Origin of the sequence: Mucilaginibacter celer, from assembly GCF_003576455.2 — a bacterium.
Lineage (GTDB): Bacteria > Bacteroidota > Bacteroidia > Sphingobacteriales > Sphingobacteriaceae > Mucilaginibacter > Mucilaginibacter celer.
The window spans coordinates 84,221-102,346 of record NZ_CP032869.1; the positions used below are offsets into that span (position 1 = coordinate 84,221).

An 18,126-nucleotide genomic window follows, 5' to 3' on the forward strand; every position below is an offset into this window, starting at 1 on the left:
GTTATCACAAAATCAACTAAAGAAAAAAATACAATAAACATAACAAAAGGATAAATCCTCCCCCACACCTAAAAACCTTATGACTAAAATACTACCTGCATTTATTTTAATCATGGCATTGGCCTGCACCAAAAGTTACGCGCAGTTCACTACCGATGATTTTGCTGCCCAGGTGCCTTTTAACACCCTAAAATACCCATTGGCAGTGAAAACGGCCGATTTAAACGCCGATGGCAAGCCCGATTTGATTGTAGCCAACGAGGGCGGCAACAAGGTATCCGTATTTAAAAATACGGCGGTAAGCGGGCGGATTGATGCTGCCTCGTTTGCATCCCGGCAGGATTTTGATATCGGCGGCGTTGTGGGGCCCGAATCGTTAAGTGTGGCGGATATGGATGGGGACGGTAAATTGGATCTGGTGGTATCCAACTTTAATGATAAAACCATTTCGGTATTATTGAATAATACAACAACGGGTACTATCAGCTTCCTGGCCAAAATTAATACTACGGTGGGGCTTTACTCACATGCCATTGCTCTTGCCGATGTGGATGGCGATGGCAAAACGGATGTGGCTGTGGCCAATTACGATGCCTCGTCGGTTACCGTATACCGCAATACTTCGGCAGCAGGTACGGCCACTTTTGCGGCTGGAGCCGATATTTTATGCGCCGGTGCCCCGGGCACGGTTGCACTTGCTGATATTAACGGCGATAGTAAACCCGAATTGGTGGTGTTGTTAAGCGACAACGGGCAAATGCTTGTTTACAAAAACAAAGCAGTGAGCGGCACAATTAATGCCACATCGTTTGATGTCCCGGTAATCAAGGATGCAGGTGTTAAACCCACGGCATTAGCTATTGCCGATATGAATGCCGATGGTAAACCCGAAATTTTGGTATCCAACCTCTCCGCCGACCCTAAAGTGCTGGTGTTTAAAAATGCTACTGCTACAGATATCACTTTTGATAAGGTGTTTATAGTGCCCACCGGAAAAAATCCTTATGGCATCGCATTAAAAGATATTGATGGCGATAATAAGCCCGATATTGCCGTTACCAGCTGGCACAGCACCGGTATGATCTCGGTTTTACAGAACATAAGTGCCGCCGGGGCCGATCCGGCATTTAACACTAAAGTTGATTTTGCTACCGGTATCAACCCCCAAAGTATAACCATCGACGATATTGACGGCGATAACCGGCAGGACATCATAACAGCCAACAGTTTCGACGGTACCGTAGGCGTATCGAGATACACCCCCTCAAACGGGCCGCAGCCCGTATTCCCCGAATCTACGGCCACACAGGGCACGGGCAGCTTCGTTACCACCGATATCCTCGACCCCGAATGGAGCATGCAGGCCCCGCCGGGATATACCATAGCCGCTGATAATAATGCTATTGTTAACGGGGCAGGCAATGCAGGTACTAATGCCGGGCGTTTTGTTTACTTTAAAACATCGGGCATTGGCAATGTGCCCGGTAACCTCACCTTTTCGGCACAAGGCAGCGGTACCATCGAGGTAAAGATCATCGCCACTAAAACCAACACGGTTGCCACCTCCACAACTTTTACACTCGACCAAACCCAATACCGGGATTATAACTGGACCATAAGCAACCTGCCTGCCAATGCCGAGTATATACTGGCTATTATTTTCAACGGCCCTTTATCAAGCCAGGCGCAGGCAACCTTTAAAAAAAATATCTGCCTTAATTTAAAACAAAACGGCCTGCGCGATAATTTTATGCGTTTCAGGGCCGATGCAACCACGCTGTTAGGCAATACCGAAACCGCCTGGTACGGCTGGAGCGACCTGGAAAATATCGCCAAAAAGAAATACCTGCAACACTCGGCCTATGCCCGCATGCGTTTTCAAACCGATGCCACCAAAATAGTGCTGGAGTATGTGCGCGATTTTTATGATACGCGGGTTGTAAACCTGTTTTCGCAGATCCAGGTACAAAGCGGTAAGGATTGGGATCCGCAGGGAAATGCCGTTAATGGCAATCACATAATTAATACTTCTACCAAGGTACTGGGCGGCAAAATATACACCATATCGGGCCTCAAAACTACCAACCCCACTTTTGTTTGGTACAGCAACAGCGGCCCATTGGGCGCGCCGCAAACTTTTACCAATAAAGGCACCGCAGCCAACCCGGTGTATGAGGTTACCGCTCCGCCGGCTGCCGCGCGCCTCGGTTTGCTGGTGCAGCGCATCACCAATACCTCAAATTTTTACGACCCTGCAAACGATACATTTGCCGCCTACGCCAACTGTATGGTACAGGAAGGCGCAGTTGGCTCAACTACCCTGTACGATGGTGTTATACCCACCCCGTATGTGCCTTTTGTGGGCTATGTTGCTGCCCACGTTTCGGGCCCGGCCGTATTTGTAAACAACAAGCTTTATAAATATTACCAGGTTGAGGGAAATGACATGGCCAAAGTGGTGTCGCTGGTAACCGACGACCTGCCTGAGGGTACCAAAACCGTTGAGGTAGTGATGCCCGGCCAGGGCACCTTAACGGGCTCTGATCCTAAGGTGCGCCGCGCGGGTACTTATTTAAGGGCGGTTTATTTCCCCAATTCAAATACGGTAGTTGCGCCGGCGGCATCAACACCCCCGGTAAACGGAATAACTTATGTGCACGATTCAATTATTTCGGGCTATAACATTTCAACCGGTCCGCAAAGTAATGTATGGATGATGAAGGTGAAATATGATCCGGCTTATGGGAGCGTATTTACCGGCGATATTTTTTCGGAAGGGTATGCCGGCCGGGTTTTACACACCAATACCTCAACGGTGGCAGATATAACCGCTTTTGCCCAAAAGCTTGCCGCATTTAATGTGGATAAATACTGGTTTCAAATAGGATTGAATGATTACCGTACCGCCACACCGCTCAACCTGTTTTACAGCGAATACAAAAGCCTTATCGAACAGTTAAAAACACTCAGGCCTAATGCCCAAATATACATCCAGGCAATAGGCCCCCTTGCAAACGAAGGCCCCAATGGCGAAACTTATGCCGACGATAATGTAACAACCACCGGCCCCAATGCCGATGATTACAGGGATGTAGAAAGGTTAATTGCAACAACCCACAGTTATTGCGAATATGTAAATTTTGAGGACTTGTTTACTGCCTCGGCCGAAAATTTACCCGACGGAACCAATCCTTCCGACGTTGGCAATACACTTTATGCCAACGGCATCCGCGATAAAAGCACCCTGCTTGGAACAACACAGCCGGCCGTTGCGCTCGATTTTTATCGCACGGCTATCCGGCCGCTGGTAAAGGGCGTTGCTTCGGTTGCCATGGTTACAGCCAAAGGCGGTGTGCCTCCGTATACGTTTACCAGGGTTTCGGGCACAATACCGGCCGGTTTAACCTTCAATAGCAACGGGGCTATCACAGGCACTGCAACGGCCGCAGCAAGCGCATCATTAAGCCTGCGGGTTACCGATAATGCCGGTACACAGGTTACTAAAAGTTTTACCTTAACGGTTAAGGCCGACGATAAAATTATTGTTTCGCCAACCCAAATCATTGGTGCTGTAAAGAACACGGCTTACAGCAAGACATTTAAAGGAGCATTGGGCTACGGAAAATATACCGTAGCATTAACCTCGGGCACCTTACCGCCGGGACTAACGTTTAACGCCACTACCGCAACCTTATCGGGTACACCAACAACAACCGGTAATTATACCTTTGCACTTACCGCTACAGATCGGTGGAGCTTTACAGGTACATCAACCTATAACCTTAATGTGGGTACCACCACACCGGCTCCGCTTACCGATCAGCTTTATCCTACCGCAACGCTAAGTGGCAATAATGTAATGGTTGCCGGGCACCTGCATGATGTTTATAAAAGTGATTTATATGCCTATATGTATGTATACGTTACGCAAAACGGCGTGGAACGGGCGGTAGGCGGCAGCAACGTAAACATTTTTGCCGGCAATATTGACGGACCAACATTTAACCTTGGCGCCATTAACCCTACTTACGGGGCAGTAACGAGTTACAGGGTAACAATTTCGGGTGTTACCCCATCGTCGTTAGATAATGTCAATATCACTTATAACTCCAGTAACAACATTTCGAACGCTATACCCTAAAAAATATGAGCAAGTATTTTGTTTTTTTAATCCTGTTTATTTTTCCATTGCTGGGCAAAGGGCAAACAATTACCGCCATGAGTATTGATACCGCCACGCGCGATACGGCACTGATTACCTCGACCGAGATGGTAGGCGATACCCTAAGCCTCCCGGCAGGGATAAGCAGGCAGCTATATGTTAACGCCACCCGCATGAGTGGTAACTATGAGCTGGTTTTTTCGCTGCAAACTAATGTAGAGGAGCCATTTGTAATAAACCCGGGCAGCAAAGTTACTTTCCTGATGGCTGATAGCAGCACCGTTGAAATAACGAGCAACTCGCTTATGCCGTCGCAGGCGGGTGTAATTAACAGTGGCCAGTCTATAAAAATATCGTATCCACTGCCTGCAGATCAGTTTAGCAAACTGGCAAACACCGGTATTGCAAGCCTATCTGTAGCGTACGATGGCGGAAGTTTTGATTTTACGCCCCGGGCATCATACACCACAACCATACAACGAATTTGCGGGCTTTTGAAATAAAGCTTTATCAATAATATTTAACTAATCACAAAATTTACTGAAATGAAATTTTTTTACACACTTGTTTTAGCGGCGATGGTGGCTGCGCAGGCCCAGGCCCAAAACACTTTCCCAACAACAGGAAACGCGGGGATAGGAACCACAAGCCCCACCCACCCGCTTACTCTTTCATCAACATCGCAGGAGGCATTTTACAACACAGCCGATCAGGTATCAAATTTTGAAAGGGTGAGATTTGCCTGGGCAACTAACGTATTTACACTCATTGCCGAAAAAAATGGTACCGGAACGGTAAGGAATTTGAGATTAACTTCCGGTGCTTCCAATATATATATCGGCAGTACAACAGGTACTACAGCCGGTGTAGAGATACGAAGGGACGGAACCAGTATTAAAACCTTGTTTGCGGTTACATCGGCATCATTAAACGGTAGCTTGGCGCCGCAAAACTGTGTATCTATTGTTCCCACCATCGCTCAAACCGGTGCTGCAAGCTATAATGGTTTATTTATCTCTCCTTTCGAATCAACTGCGGGCAGCGGTGCGTCGTTTTTAATTAATGCTGGTACCAATTCGGCAGCCGACGGAGCAGGCTCGCATAGTTCAAAATTTGTAGTTACCAATGCCGGGCGTGTTGGGATTGGTACAACCACTCCGGCCGAAGAGCTTTCGGTAAACGGTAACATCAGGGCTAAACAGGTAAAGGTAGAAACAGCCAACTGGCCCGATTATGTATTTGAGCAAGCCTACAAACTACCTTCATTAACTGATGTAAAAACCTATATCAACCAAAACGGTCATTTACCCGAAGTTCCTTCGGCGGCAGAAGTTGACAAGAACGGACAAAGCCTCGGCGAAATGAATAAGCTGCTGCTTAAAAAAGTTGAAGAACTAACACTATACCTGATAGAAAAAGATAAAGAAGATAAGCAAAAAGATAAGTTACTGCTTGATTTGCAAAACCGCTTACAGCAACTGGAGAAAAAGCAATCCAAATAACCGATATTTTTAAGCTGAAAAGCAAGGAGCTGACACGAATTTTAATTTCGGGGCGGCTTTTTTATTTAAACCGGCTGGGCGGTTGTTATATTTATAATCGAAAAAGAACCGGTTCAATTAATCTTTAACGAAATCATCAACAGATGAATAAAAACCCGCAGATAATAGGCACTGCCGCGCAAATTGTGGTGCCCGATGTAGTGAAAACCGTTGAATATTATATTAATGTTTTAGGTTTTGAACTGGTTGCCTATTTTTTTGAACAACCACCGGTATACGGTATTGTTCAGCGCAACGGTTACCAGGTGCATTTTGGTAAAAGCGATGATGGCACTATTCACCGTAATGATACGATCAGGAAAGGCATGCCCGATTTTATTTTCTGGGTGCCCGAAATTGAAGCGTTTTACGACGAAGTGACCCGCAACGGGGCTATTATAATGCAGGAAATTATCCGAAGATCATACGGGCGGGAATTTATTATTGAAGATTGTGATGGGCACCTGGTGCATATTTGCGACTAACCGCCTGATTGATAGTGAGGTGTTTTTTGATTTAGGCTGAATTAAAAAAATGGTTAATTATTTGCTAAATAAAAATTGTGAAATATCACCGGAAATTATACTTTTGCGCCACTCCAAACCGGAAAACACTCCTGAGTAGCTCAGCCGGTTAGAGCATCTGACTGTTAATCAGAGGGTCGCTGGTTCGAGCCCAGCCTCAGGAGCAAAAAAGCCTCACAGAAATGTGAGGCTTTTTTTATGCAATAAATTTTGAATGCATTTCCGGTTGGTGCATCCCGACGATGTCGGGAGGGTCGCTGGTTGGAGCCCAGCTTCAGAAACAGGAAAGACCTTGCAAATGTGCAGGGCCTTTATAATGCTTTGTATTTTTGTTAGTAAACTATTGCAAAAGTATTTGGATTAGCTTTGCTCTATCTCTTTCAGACTATCCATCTTTTTGTAGGCCAAAAACCCTTTAATATCCTCAAAGTGTTCACGTACCCGCTTGTTACCAAATTCAAATACTTTTTTTACCAGTCCATCCAAAAAGTCCCTGTCGTGCGATACCAGGATTAGTGTACCGTCAAAATCCTTCAGGGCATCTTTAATAATATCCTTGGTTTTCATATCCAGATGGTTGGTTGGCTCATCCAATATCAGTACGTTTACCGGTTCAAGCAATAGTTTTATCATGGCCAGGCGTGTTTTCTCGCCACCCGAAAGTACTTTTACTTTTTTGGTAGTATCATCACCGCTAAACATAAATGCGCCTAAAAGATCTTTGATCTTAACCGTACCGTCACTTAACGGAATCTGGTCGATAGTTTCAAATACGGTTAAGTTTTCATCCAGCAATGCGGCCTGGTTTTGTGCAAAATACCCGATTTTGGCGTTGTGACCTACTTTTAAGCTTCCCTCAAAATCAATCTCGCCCATAATGGCCTTAATCATGGTTGATTTGCCTTCACCGTTTTTGCCAACAAAAGCTACTTTTTCGCCCCGTTCAATCACCATGGCTGCTTTCTCAAACACAACATGATCGCCGTATTTCTTTGTAAGATCTTCAACCATTACCGGGTATTGGCCCGAGCGCGGGGATGGCGGAAATTTTAATCGTAAGGCTGAGGTATCTACCTCATCAATCTGTATGATCTCCAGCTTTTCGAGCATCTTCACGCGCGATTGTACCTGCAGGGTTTTAGAGTACGTACCTCTAAAACGCTCTATAAACTCCTGGTTATCGGCAATAAAGCGTTGTTGCTCCTCGTATGCTTTCAACTGGTGTACCCTTCGTTCGGCACGCAATTGAAGATAATGAGTGTATTTAGCTTTATAATCATAGATCCGGCCCATGGTAACCTCGATGGTGCGGTTGGTGATGTTATCTACAAAAGTACGGTCGTGCGAGATTACCATTACTGCTTTGGCCGAGTTGATCAGGAAATCTTCCAGCCATTGGATACTCTCAATATCCATGTGATTGGTAGGTTCGTCTAATAATATCAGATCAGGTTTCTTTAACAGGATCTTGGCCAGTTCAATACGCATACGCCAGCCTCCCGAAAACTCTGAAGTTTGACGGGTGAAATCTTTACGCTCAAACCCCAGGCCTTTTAATACCTTTTCAACCTCAGCGTCGTAGTTCACCTCTTCCTGCGAGTAAACTTTCTCACTCAGTTCAGATACCCGCTCAATCAGCTTCATGTAATCGTCACTATCATAATCGGTACGGATATTAAGCTGCTCGTTAACTTCATCAAGCTCTTTTTGCATCTGGTTGGCCTCATCAAAAGCTTTCATGGTTTCTTCAAAAACCGTAACCTTATCCTGGGTAAGTAAATGCTGCGGCAAATAAGCAATTACGGCATCTTTAGGACCGCTTACATTGCCGGTAGTTGGCTTGGCTACATCGGCAATTATTTTAAGGATGGTGGATTTACCTGCACCATTCTTACCCATCAGGGCTATTTTATCGTTTTCGTTTATAGAGAAGGTTACATCACTAAAAAGCGTTGTTCCGCCAAATGAAACGGAAATGTTATTTACATTGATCACTGTATGAGAATATTGAATTGGCCGCAAAGATAAGCGAAAGGTACAGGATTATGGTAATTGAATGATGAGATGACAGAATGTATTTGGCGGGTATTTGCAGAAAGAAAATCTGAATGAGCGTAAGCAGTTCAATAGCCGTTTTGTAACGTATTTAACTAATTATAGCGCGTTTATCCCTTGTTAACATTAAGCTAATATCTATCAGCTTACTTTGCGCTACTTATCAACGCCTGTTTATGATCGAGTTTTCGGCTCTTACCGATAATGAACTTCAACTGCACCTTGTTCGGGGTAACGAGCAGGCTTTTACGGTGCTTTATGAGCGCTATGCCACCGACATTAAATCGATAGCATTAAAAGTGCTGAAATCAGAAGCCCTGGCCGAAGATGCCACGCAGGAGGTATTTATTAAAATATGGAACGGTCGCGCCCAGCTGCAGCAGGTTAAAGTTTTTAAAGCCTATCTCATTATTACAGCCCGAAACCACGCTTTAAATATCTTGAAAAGCGCCGTCCGCTCAGAGGCTGTTATGGCTGATATTGTTACCACCTTTACAGATCAGCGCAATACCACCGATGAAGATTTGTTGAGTAAAGAATACCTGCAATTCATCCAGCTGGTGCTCGACCGCCTGCCTGCCCGCTCGCGCGAGATTTTTACCAAATGCCGAATGCAGGAAAAATCGTACGATGAAGTGGCAGATGAGCTGGGCATATCCCGCAACGCGGTTAAAAATCACATGGTGCTATCCATAAGGGTTTTGCGCAAGGCTGTTGAGAGTGAGTTGGGCATCCCGCTTAGCGTTTTGCTGGCTGTTTACTTTGGTGCCTGAAACCCATCGCTTTTATAGCACGAAGCACCTACGGAGCCTTTAAAAAAGAATCTTTTCATTTGCTATAAACACGTTACTCCTACGGAGTACTTAGCTGATGGTTTACACTTCGTAGGAGTAACGTGTTTATAGCAATGTGTTTAAATAATTCTATGGCTCCGTAGGCGCCTCGTGTTATCAAAGCGATTTCCCCGCGCTAAACCATACCTCAAAAATAATTTCAAAAAAATCGCATCCCCAGCTACCCTCCAATGTTTCCCGGTTGTCTTGGTAGTAAAAGCCCATAAATGGAGGATCATTATTACAGGTTATTAGCCCAACGTTATCTGGACGGAAAACTTGCAGATGATGAACTGGAAGTATTTATTCATTTGCTGAATGAAGGCAAAATGGAATCCTATTTAAAAGAAGCCATAAATACTGAAACCGGCATAACCGAACAGGATGAGATCTCCATAAAGAAAACCACTACAATTCGCTACCTCAATAACCAATGGCTTAAATACGCTGCTGCCATTATTGTTTTACTGGGCGTATCGGCCGCACTTTATTTAAACCGCACGCCGCAAAAGCAGCAAATGGCATCAGCATTGAAACATGATGCATTGCCTGGCGGTAACAAAGCGGTATTGATATTAGCCAACGGCGATAGCATCAGCCTCGATGAAGCATCCAACGGGCAGATAGCCCGCCAGGGAAATGCCAAAGTGAGCAAAGTGCAAAACGGTTTGATCGCTTATGCGTCGGGCAAGGATACTACCACAAAAATTACCAGGAACACCATCAACACGCCAAGAGGCGGGCAATACAATGTTAAACTGGCCGATGGTTCGATGGTGTGGCTCAACTCGGCATCCTCTATCACTTTCCCAACTTTATTTAATGGTGATACCCGCGAGGTTAAAATTACCGGCGAGGCTTATTTTGAGGTTGCTAAAAATGCAGCCAAGCCATTCCTGGTACAATGCGGCGGGCAAACGGTAAGGGTTTTGGGTACGCATTTTAATATTAATGCTTATGATGATGAACCCGGAATCCGTACCACATTGCTGGAGGGTAGCATTCGCCTGAGCACCGGCAGCCAAAGCAGGCTTTTAGTACCGGGGCAACAAGCCGTGGTAAGGGGAGATGCTATAGCGATGGAAGGTAAACCAAACCTTACAGCCGTTACCGCATGGAAGGATGGCCTGTTTGTATTTGACGATACCGACCTGCCCCAGCTGATGCGCCAGATATCCCGTTGGTATGATGTGAAAATAGTGTACAACGGCAAACCCGGCGATTATGCCTTTGTAGGCGAAATTAACCGCAACACCCGGTTAACAAGCGTATTGAAAATACTCGAAGCCAGCGGCGTTAAATTTAAAATAGAGAATAAACAATTGATCATTCAACCCTAAAAACAACAAGCAGCTTATGAATACATAGTTATCCTATCATCCGGTACTTCTTCATAAAAAAGGCCGGGAGGTGTTACGAGCACCTGCCGGCCAATATATGCCAGGGTACAAAAACCTTCTTAGTTACAGAAATTTATTAACCCAAAGCCATGCAAAAATATGCAATTCAACGAACGTAGGGAATACTACGCACGGGATGTTTTTTCTTATTCAAAAATTTTCCTGGTAATGAAATTAGTCATTGTACTATTGATAACAACGTGTTTACAGGCAGCTGCAAGTGCTTATGCGCAAAAAATAACCATTCATGAAAAAGGTGCGCAGCTCTCCACCATCTTCAAAATGGTGAAAGACCAAAGCGGGCAGGCTGTGTTTTATGATAATAAGCATATAAAGCATATCGCACCCATTGACGTGGATCTCACCAATGCAAGCCTCGAAGACGCGCTTAACACCATTCTTAAATATCAGCCTTTAACTTATTCAATTATAGATAAGGTTGTGGTGATCAGCCCCAAAAAAGCAGAGGCTGTGGCCGCAATCACCATTAAAGGTGTGGTGGTTGATGAGAAGGAGCTGCCGCTTCCAGGCGTTACCGCCAAGCTGAAAGGAACAGGCAATGTAGCCATCACCGATGTCAACGGTAATTTCAGCATCGCTGTGCCCGAAACCGGCGGTACACTGGTGTTCAGTTTTGTGGGATATCAAAGTAAAGAGGTTGTGGTAAACGCATCCAACCGCAATATCAATGTAAAACTGTTACCCACGGCCACTTCATTGGGCGAGGTGGTGGTACAGGCCCGTCGCAATACCCGTACAGAAAACGCTGTATTGGATGAGCGCCGCAACGCATCAGTTGTTCAGGATGCTATTTCGGCCCAGCAGATTGAGCGCACCGGCAGTATCACCACCACGCAGGCGCTGCAGCGTGTATCAGGCGTAACCATTACTGATGATAAATATGTCGCGGTACGTGGTTTGGGTGATCGCTCGGTAATTGGTCAACTGAATGGTGTGCGTTTAGCCTCTTCTGATCCGGACAGAAGCGCCATTCCGCTGGATCTGGTTCCGGCAGCTTTACTGGATAACATCACCATTTACAAAACCGTAACTCCGGATAAACCTGCCGATGCTGCCGCAGGTATCGTAGAGCTGAAAACCCGCTCAGTGCCTGATAGCATGGTTTTTGAAATTGTGGCGCAAACCGGCTTTAACTCCAACATAGGCATAGGCGGCAGTACCAACAGTTTTATTAACAGCGATATGGGTTTCTTCGGCCAGAAGATCAGCAAGAAAAACCTGTCGCCCGAGTTTAAAGCGCTGTCGCAACAATATCCTGATGGGGTAGGTTCTATTCAGCAGATGATCCGCAACAGTAATTACAGTGTTGACGGCTGGAAGGAAGTTGACCGCGTAAACCGCATAATGCAGGGCTTTGACCCGGTAATGACCACCCGCTTTAAGCAGGCCCCGCTTAACCAGTTATACACCGCAACCTACGGCAACAGCTTTAATATATTCAAAAAGCATAAATTGGGCGTGATTTTGGGTGGAAACTACTACCATCACACTACCGACATCTACGGCGGAGATTTAACTCAATACAGTATTTACCAGGGTATAGTTACCGGCAACCCCGATGTTTACAGTTTCCGCAATATCCCTAACTATACTACGCCGAACAGCCTGTTTATGGGTAAATACCAAACCTATAAAGAATACACTGGTGCCGAAACGCTGAACTATGGTGTACTGGCAGGCTTAACCTACCGTTTTTCGCCAAGGCACGAGGTCAGCATGCAGTACCTGGGCAGCTGGGGCGGCGAAACACAGGCCACCAATTTGCGGGGCCGTTATGAATATACCGGTTTGCCAGGCGAGGTAGCCAGCACCGTTTATTCGCTCAAGCAAACTTTCCGCAACTTAAATACCTACAATTTACAGGGTGAGCATAAGTTTTTGCGCGGCGATTACTCGCCTAAGCTGAGCTATAATGTGGCCAGTTCCACATCATCCCAAAACAATCCCGATTACCGCTTCATCAGCCTGGCCGATTATATGCCCAATGGTGGTGGTTGGTATACGCGCCCATCGGGCAGCAGTAGTTCGCTTGTTTATACCAAACATCTTTATGCCCTTACATCGGGCTATGTAAACGGCTTTGGTACCTACGGCATTATCCAGGCCGAGCCAAACGGCAGGCGCTGGCGCAACCTGAAAGAAAATAATTACAACTACAAGGCCGATCTAAGCATCCCTTTTAAATTTTTAGGTGAGCGCCAGGTATTTAAAACCGGTATCAACTATTTGTTCAGGGAGCGCACTTTTACCGAAAACCAGTTGCTTTTACCCGGATCGAACTTCACAGGCAACAAGCAACTGCCCTTGTACGATGTAGAAGGCGACCTGGATAAACTGGTAAGCAATGCCGTAATTGGCGTACGCCCGCTTGCACCCGGAAGCGGGGAGGGTGCGCAACCTATTGGCGGTTATATGTACAACATCCAAAAATCGCCAAATAACTATAAAGGCCATTACCTTACCAATGCCCTGTATGGCATGCTTGAACTGAAATTGACCGACGAGCTGCGTGTGGCCGGTGGCGTACGTTTCGAGATGACCAACATTGGTTCGGCAGTCGATACCGCCGGCGTGTTTATCGATCCTGCTTTAACAACTACCGTGGGCGATATAGCCGAACCAAACTCGGTTTACAAAACCGGCTACAAACCATACTATTCGGTTAACGCCACCTACACGCTGAACCAAAAAATGAATTTCCGCGGGGCGTTCAATACCACATTGGCCCGGCCCGAGTTGCGCGAGATCACCAATGTTTTTGAGTTTGATGCCTTCCAGATGGGCCTCGTTGTGGGTAATCCCAATCTCGTAAACCAATACACCCAAAACCAGGATTTCCGTTGGGAATGGTTCCCGAATAACGGTGAGGTTATCGCCGTATCGGCATTCCGAAAACGGATCAAAAATCAGCTGGTAAAAGTGTTCAACTTAAAAACAGATGGATTGGCCGCCACCTATCCCGAGTTCCCGACCATCGAATTTCAGAACGATCCTAATACAGGTACGGTATGGGGCATGGAGCTGGAAGTGGTGAAAGATTTAGGCAGGATTTGGGATCCGATGAAAAATTTCTTCCTCGGCTCAAACCTGTTGCTGGCGCAGAGCAATATCAAAAAGAGTGATGCCCGTTACCTGGCCAATCGCTCGTTGGATAGGTTTACGCCGAAGAACAGTCCGCTGTTTGAGCAGGCTCCTTACTCTATCAACGCCTGGTTAAACTATAACAATAAAAAATGGGGCACCGACCTTACCGGTACTTTCAATATGGTAGGCGAGCGCCTGGTGCAGATCAACCTCACCGGCGAGCCTGATCTGTACACCCGCCCGGTTCCGCTGCTTGATTTTGTTTTCAGCCAGCGCCTTAACAAGCACATCCTGTTTAAGGGTTACTTCAAAAACATACTTAACCCGGCTGTAAAAACGGTGTACGCCAACCCCGATACCGGCGGCAAGTGGTATGGTAACGAGTATGTTAATCGCAGTTACATGCGCGGGAGTGAAATAATGTTGGGCTTTACCTATAAAGTGTTTTAATAATGAAGAAGATCACATCAGTGTTTACAAAACTTCAACCGGTGGTGCTGGTATGGTTCATGGCTACGGCCCTATGCCTTACAGCCTGCAAAAAAAATAAAATGGATTTGCGAAACGATAACCGTTTCACAACCACGCCTATGCCGGTTTCTACCTCGCGCATTGTTAACCTTGCCGGGTTTAACCAGGTAAGGGCCAACGGCCGCGCAATAACGGATTCGGTATTTCATGATCCCGACGGCCCGGATTACTATAAATTTACAGGCACCGATTATTTTCCCAAAAACGGGTTAATGGGCGCTACCTGGCAAATTCAGCAGGCTTTGTTTGCATCGCCCAATGGTTTGGAGTTAAAGTTCAGTTATGTGGGTAAGGCAGGTTTTACGCCCGTTCCCTTCACCATGCCGGCCATTAAAGAGGAATATAACAAGCCGATGGATTACTACCTGCTGCCTACCAATGCTGCAGGCAGTTTGCCAAACTATTACGCCGTAGAACGCGGTGCCGTACAACCATCAAAGCCCGATCATTTCAAAATCAGGATCATTAACCTTACAGCACCGGTAAGCGGTACCATCTTTTCGCCCATAGGGCAATTGGAAGATTTGACCGGACCGGTAACGCTTACCTACGCCGATGGTACGCCGGTGGCCGCCCAAACCAGTAATGTTACTACAGATCAGCATGTATCTGATTATTTAGAACTTCCTTACGGCGCCTACCAATTCAAGGTGCTTACCGCCAACGGCCGCCAGGTTCCGGGTGCTTCACCGTCCGATTCCCGGTTTATGGACATTTATCCAACTACATCTACCGTAGCGGTGATTGCCAATGGGGTTATTAACAACAGCAAACTCACATTTGCCCCCATCAATACCTATCAGCCCGGCGGTGTTTACACTATTGTTGTTACCCCGTATAATTTTAATTATGACAGATCGCCCTCGGAAGCCAGCAGCGGGGCTTTTCAAAACGCTTTTACGGTAATAACCGATCTTAGCGCCCCTGCTAATATTACCTATTGCCGTGTGCAGGCGGTAAATGCTCTGCCGGGCGATAACCAGGTAAGCTTCCGGGTAAACGGGCAGGCTTTATCTGCCGGTCTTGGCTTTGGCCAGTCATCCGCATACAGCAACCTCATCCAGGGCGATTATAATATCGAAGCTGTAAATGCCTCCGGTACCGTATTGGCTTCGCTTAAGCAAACCCTTAAAGCATCGCAAAACTATACGGCATGGCTATATCCCGATGCGGCAGGCAAAAGCCAGTTATTATTGGTACCTAATGATTTGAGTGGCCTATCTACCGTGGTGGCAGGTAACCCGCAGGATGCCAGCGCCGGTACCTACCGGAGTGATTATTTGTTTAACACGCGCTGCCTTAACCTCTCGCCCGATAATCAATACATCACTTTTACCTTCGATAACGGACAACCGGCGGCCGCAAACCTTCGTCCGGGGATCCTGAATCCGGGGAATCCTTATGTAAACCAGGGGATAGCTGATTTCTATAAACCTTTTGAGTTAATGGCTTACCGCTCCCTGCCCGATGTTGTGCCCGGCACCTGGGCTAAGGATATCGAAGTATTTAAAAGCGAAAATTTTATAGCCAACCCGGCGCTTTATACCACACCGGCGCGCGCGTTGCCTGCCGCAGAGCCGGGTATTTATACGGCCGCCCTCATCGGCCGCTCAGGTGCTAATGTGCCTGTTGCCGAAAAAGCGAAAATCATCTTAGTAAAACATAACCGATAATGAACAGGAAATTTGCAACCGCTTTTATGCTCGTACCGGCGTTATTGATGCTGCTGCTTGTTGCTGCCTGCAACAAAATTGAGTACACACAAATAAAAGAACCGGCCTATCTGCGGGTGTTTAATGATCTCAACTACACCCAAAACATGGATAATAAAAACAACAAATATCCATCGTTGTGTATGATCATTAACCCCGTATTTGATGCCAAGGGAATACCCACCGGCGGCCAGATAGTGGGCGATTTTTTAGATAAACGAGAGCCGTACGCCCCGCCTTATCCATCGCATGCGGGCAACAGCTCATCAGTACAAAACCCCGAGTATCCCGGTAAAGAGCCAGTACTTGTAGGCCCGATACTGAACGGTTTCGACCTGAGCAGCTGGGCACAGGTGCCATCGGGCAAACTCAGGGTGGTTTTTTATTACCGCCCGTACAACTCGGCTCCGTTCTTTAGTCTTGATGAATCGTTGAAGCACGATCTGCTGGCCGATACCACTATCGATCTTAGCACCAAAGAAGTTTACACGCTGCATGTTTTGCAAAAAGATTTCATCACGAAAAAAACAGGCTTGCTGCTAAGGCAGGAAAACTTTTATAAGCTTTCCCTTTCAGATTCGCTGGTATACGTAAACTTTTATAACTACAGCGCCAAAGGCTTTGCCGAAGCTGATTACAGCCTGAAACCGCAAAATGTTTCACTGGCTTCCTTCCGTTCGGGTATTAAAGACAGGATGAACGTTTTTTTAACCCTTTATGATGGGCAAACCAACCCCACAAGCGCGCCGATAGTTACCGGCTATAACGGTAATTACCTTTGCAGCATTAACCGCAACACCGATAGCGGAGAGGTTAGCCCTTATAATCAATTCCCTTTATGGGCATCGGCCGGAACTGATGGCATAAAAACAGACGTATGGCAGCGCTTTGAATTTTTAGTGCCGGGACTGGACATTGTTAGCAATCCTTACAGCAAAACCAATATCGGCACTTCACAAACTTATGCCAATTACGCTTCGGTTAATTGCTTGCTTAACGGAAAAGTAACTATAGGTGGTAATTTCTATTTGTCAAACGGCGTGTTTTTGCCCAACCTTTTGGTGAGCCTGCACTCGGGCGTAAATAATCCGCAAACATTTGCCACGGTAAACACCATCGAGGTGGTGAACAGTAATATCTACCTCACCACCATCCAACGCAAATACCCGGTACCTATTTATAAATGATAATTACGATGAACAAAAGCATAAATCAAATGAAACATACCGGGCTTGTATTTTGCCTGCTGCTTTGCACGCTGCTGAGCGCCTGCAAATACGACGACCTGAGCGTGAAAAAGCCCAACGAGACTTTCAGGCTTGGCGGCGATTTTTTAAAGAATAATTATGATTTCAGCCTTTTTTATACCGCCCTGCAATACAGCGGTTTGGTTGATAAGCTGAACGAAGCCGGCCCTTACACCATTATAGCGCCAAACAACAAAGCTTTTAACGAGATAGGGATCCAATTACCGGGCGATATTTATAAGCTGAACCGCGACAGCCTGAAACAGGCCATGGCTTATCACATTATCCCCCGTAAACTAACGCTGGCCAGTTTCCCGGTAAATGGTGTGGATGTGCGTTATGAAACGTTGGCTGGTATTTCGCTTTACGAATCTATCGGCTCTTTTTTTCCGGGGAATGCTGCCGCTATAAACCAGCTTTATTTTAGCGGGAGCCTTGTATACCGTAAAGACGTGGTGCTGGCTAACGGCACCTTGCAGGCTGTTGATAAGGTGATGAAGCAATATCCGGGTAAAACCGTGCAGAGCTGGCTGGCCTCGAGGCCCAATTTTAGCATTTATGTTTCGGGTTTGAAAAAATTCGGTCTTTGGGATGAACTTGCCGGGGCCGGGCCGTTCACCATTTTTGCACCCGATAACCAGGCTTTTATTAACGTGGGGATGACGCAGGAGATTGTTGATCAGTTAAACCCGGCCGATTACAGCGGTCCGCGCCTGTTCGGGGCTTATATCTATTACGACAAAAGCTATTTCATGTCGGATAGAGTCATTTTTGGTATTATCAATGCCGAAGGCTCTTATAAAAGCACTCCACGGGATGATGACAGCAGTATGAACTGGTTTGCCGGCTCTACTTATGGCAACCTGCAGCTGCTTTCTAAAATTACCAACAAATGGTATTATATGGTCACCCTTACGGCTAATGATGTGGCTTTGTCGGATAACCTGTGCAACAACGGCCTGGTGCATAAAATATCGGGTGTATTGATGAAGCCCGAAAACGCCAGGAAAAATTAA

11 protein-coding genes and 1 tRNA gene are annotated in these 18,126 nt (G+C 46.3%); 11 read left to right on the plus strand and 1 reads right to left on the minus strand.

What is annotated here, in order from left to right:
* The first annotated feature begins 79 nt into the window (after positions 1-79).
* The 5 genes from HYN43_RS00325 to HYN43_RS00345 all read left to right on the plus strand — a co-directional run bounded on the left by HYN43_RS00325 (position 80) and on the right by HYN43_RS00345 (position 6,391).
* Positions 80-4,141, plus strand: coding sequence for an FG-GAP-like repeat-containing protein (locus tag HYN43_RS00325; RefSeq protein WP_119407555.1), 4,062 nt, complete (start codon positions 80-82; stop codon positions 4,139-4,141).
* Between the two features lie 5 nt (positions 4,142-4,146).
* A complete protein-coding gene (locus HYN43_RS00330) occupies positions 4,147-4,665 on the plus strand; it encodes a hypothetical protein (protein WP_119407556.1) in 519 nt (172 codons plus the stop codon).
* A 42-nt stretch (positions 4,666-4,707) separates the two neighbouring features.
* Positions 4,708-5,664: a hypothetical protein gene (locus tag HYN43_RS00335; RefSeq protein ID WP_119407557.1), complete on the plus strand. Its 957-nt coding sequence runs from the start codon at positions 4,708-4,710 to the stop codon at positions 5,662-5,664.
* 143 nt (positions 5,665-5,807) lie between these two features.
* On the plus strand, positions 5,808-6,188 hold the full coding sequence (locus tag HYN43_RS00340; RefSeq protein WP_119407558.1) for a VOC family protein: 381 nt from the start codon (positions 5,808-5,810) through the stop codon (positions 6,186-6,188).
* Between the two features lie 129 nt (positions 6,189-6,317).
* Positions 6,318-6,391 (plus strand) — tRNA-Asn (locus HYN43_RS00345).
* A 196-nt stretch (positions 6,392-6,587) separates the two neighbouring features.
* On the opposite strand, the gene HYN43_RS00350 is transcribed toward HYN43_RS00345, so the two are convergent.
* Positions 6,588-8,222, minus strand: coding sequence for an ABC-F family ATP-binding cassette domain-containing protein (locus HYN43_RS00350; RefSeq protein WP_119407559.1), 1,635 nt, complete (start codon positions 8,220-8,222; stop codon positions 6,588-6,590).
* Positions 8,223-8,458: 236 nt separating this feature from the next.
* Between HYN43_RS00350 and HYN43_RS00355 the strand changes: the two genes are divergently transcribed.
* The 6 genes from HYN43_RS00355 to HYN43_RS00380 all read left to right on the plus strand — a co-directional run bounded on the left by HYN43_RS00355 (position 8,459) and on the right by HYN43_RS00380 (position 18,126).
* A complete protein-coding gene (locus HYN43_RS00355) occupies positions 8,459-9,055 on the plus strand; it encodes an RNA polymerase sigma factor (protein WP_119407560.1) in 597 nt (198 codons plus the stop codon).
* Between the two features lie 287 nt (positions 9,056-9,342).
* Positions 9,343-10,455, plus strand: a complete 1,113-nt coding sequence (locus HYN43_RS00360; RefSeq protein WP_119407561.1) for a FecR family protein — start codon at positions 9,343-9,345, stop codon at positions 10,453-10,455.
* Between the two features lie 228 nt (positions 10,456-10,683).
* Positions 10,684-14,070, plus strand: coding sequence for a carboxypeptidase-like regulatory domain-containing protein (locus HYN43_RS00365; RefSeq protein WP_119409197.1), 3,387 nt, complete (start codon positions 10,684-10,686; stop codon positions 14,068-14,070).
* Positions 14,071-14,072: 2 nt separating this feature from the next.
* Entirely contained in the window at positions 14,073-15,824 is a 1,752-nt protein-coding gene (locus HYN43_RS00370) for a DUF4397 domain-containing protein (RefSeq protein ID WP_119407562.1), read from the plus strand.
* The gene (locus HYN43_RS00375) at positions 15,824-17,050 is read left to right on the plus strand and encodes a hypothetical protein (protein WP_119407563.1); all 1,227 of its coding nucleotides are present in this window, start codon (positions 15,824-15,826) and stop codon (positions 17,048-17,050) included. The genes HYN43_RS00370 and HYN43_RS00375 overlap by 1 nt, the downstream gene beginning before the upstream one ends.
* A gap of 8 nt (positions 17,051-17,058) precedes the next feature.
* Positions 17,059-18,126, plus strand: a complete 1,068-nt coding sequence (locus tag HYN43_RS00380; RefSeq protein WP_162996236.1) for a fasciclin domain-containing protein — start codon at positions 17,059-17,061, stop codon at positions 18,124-18,126.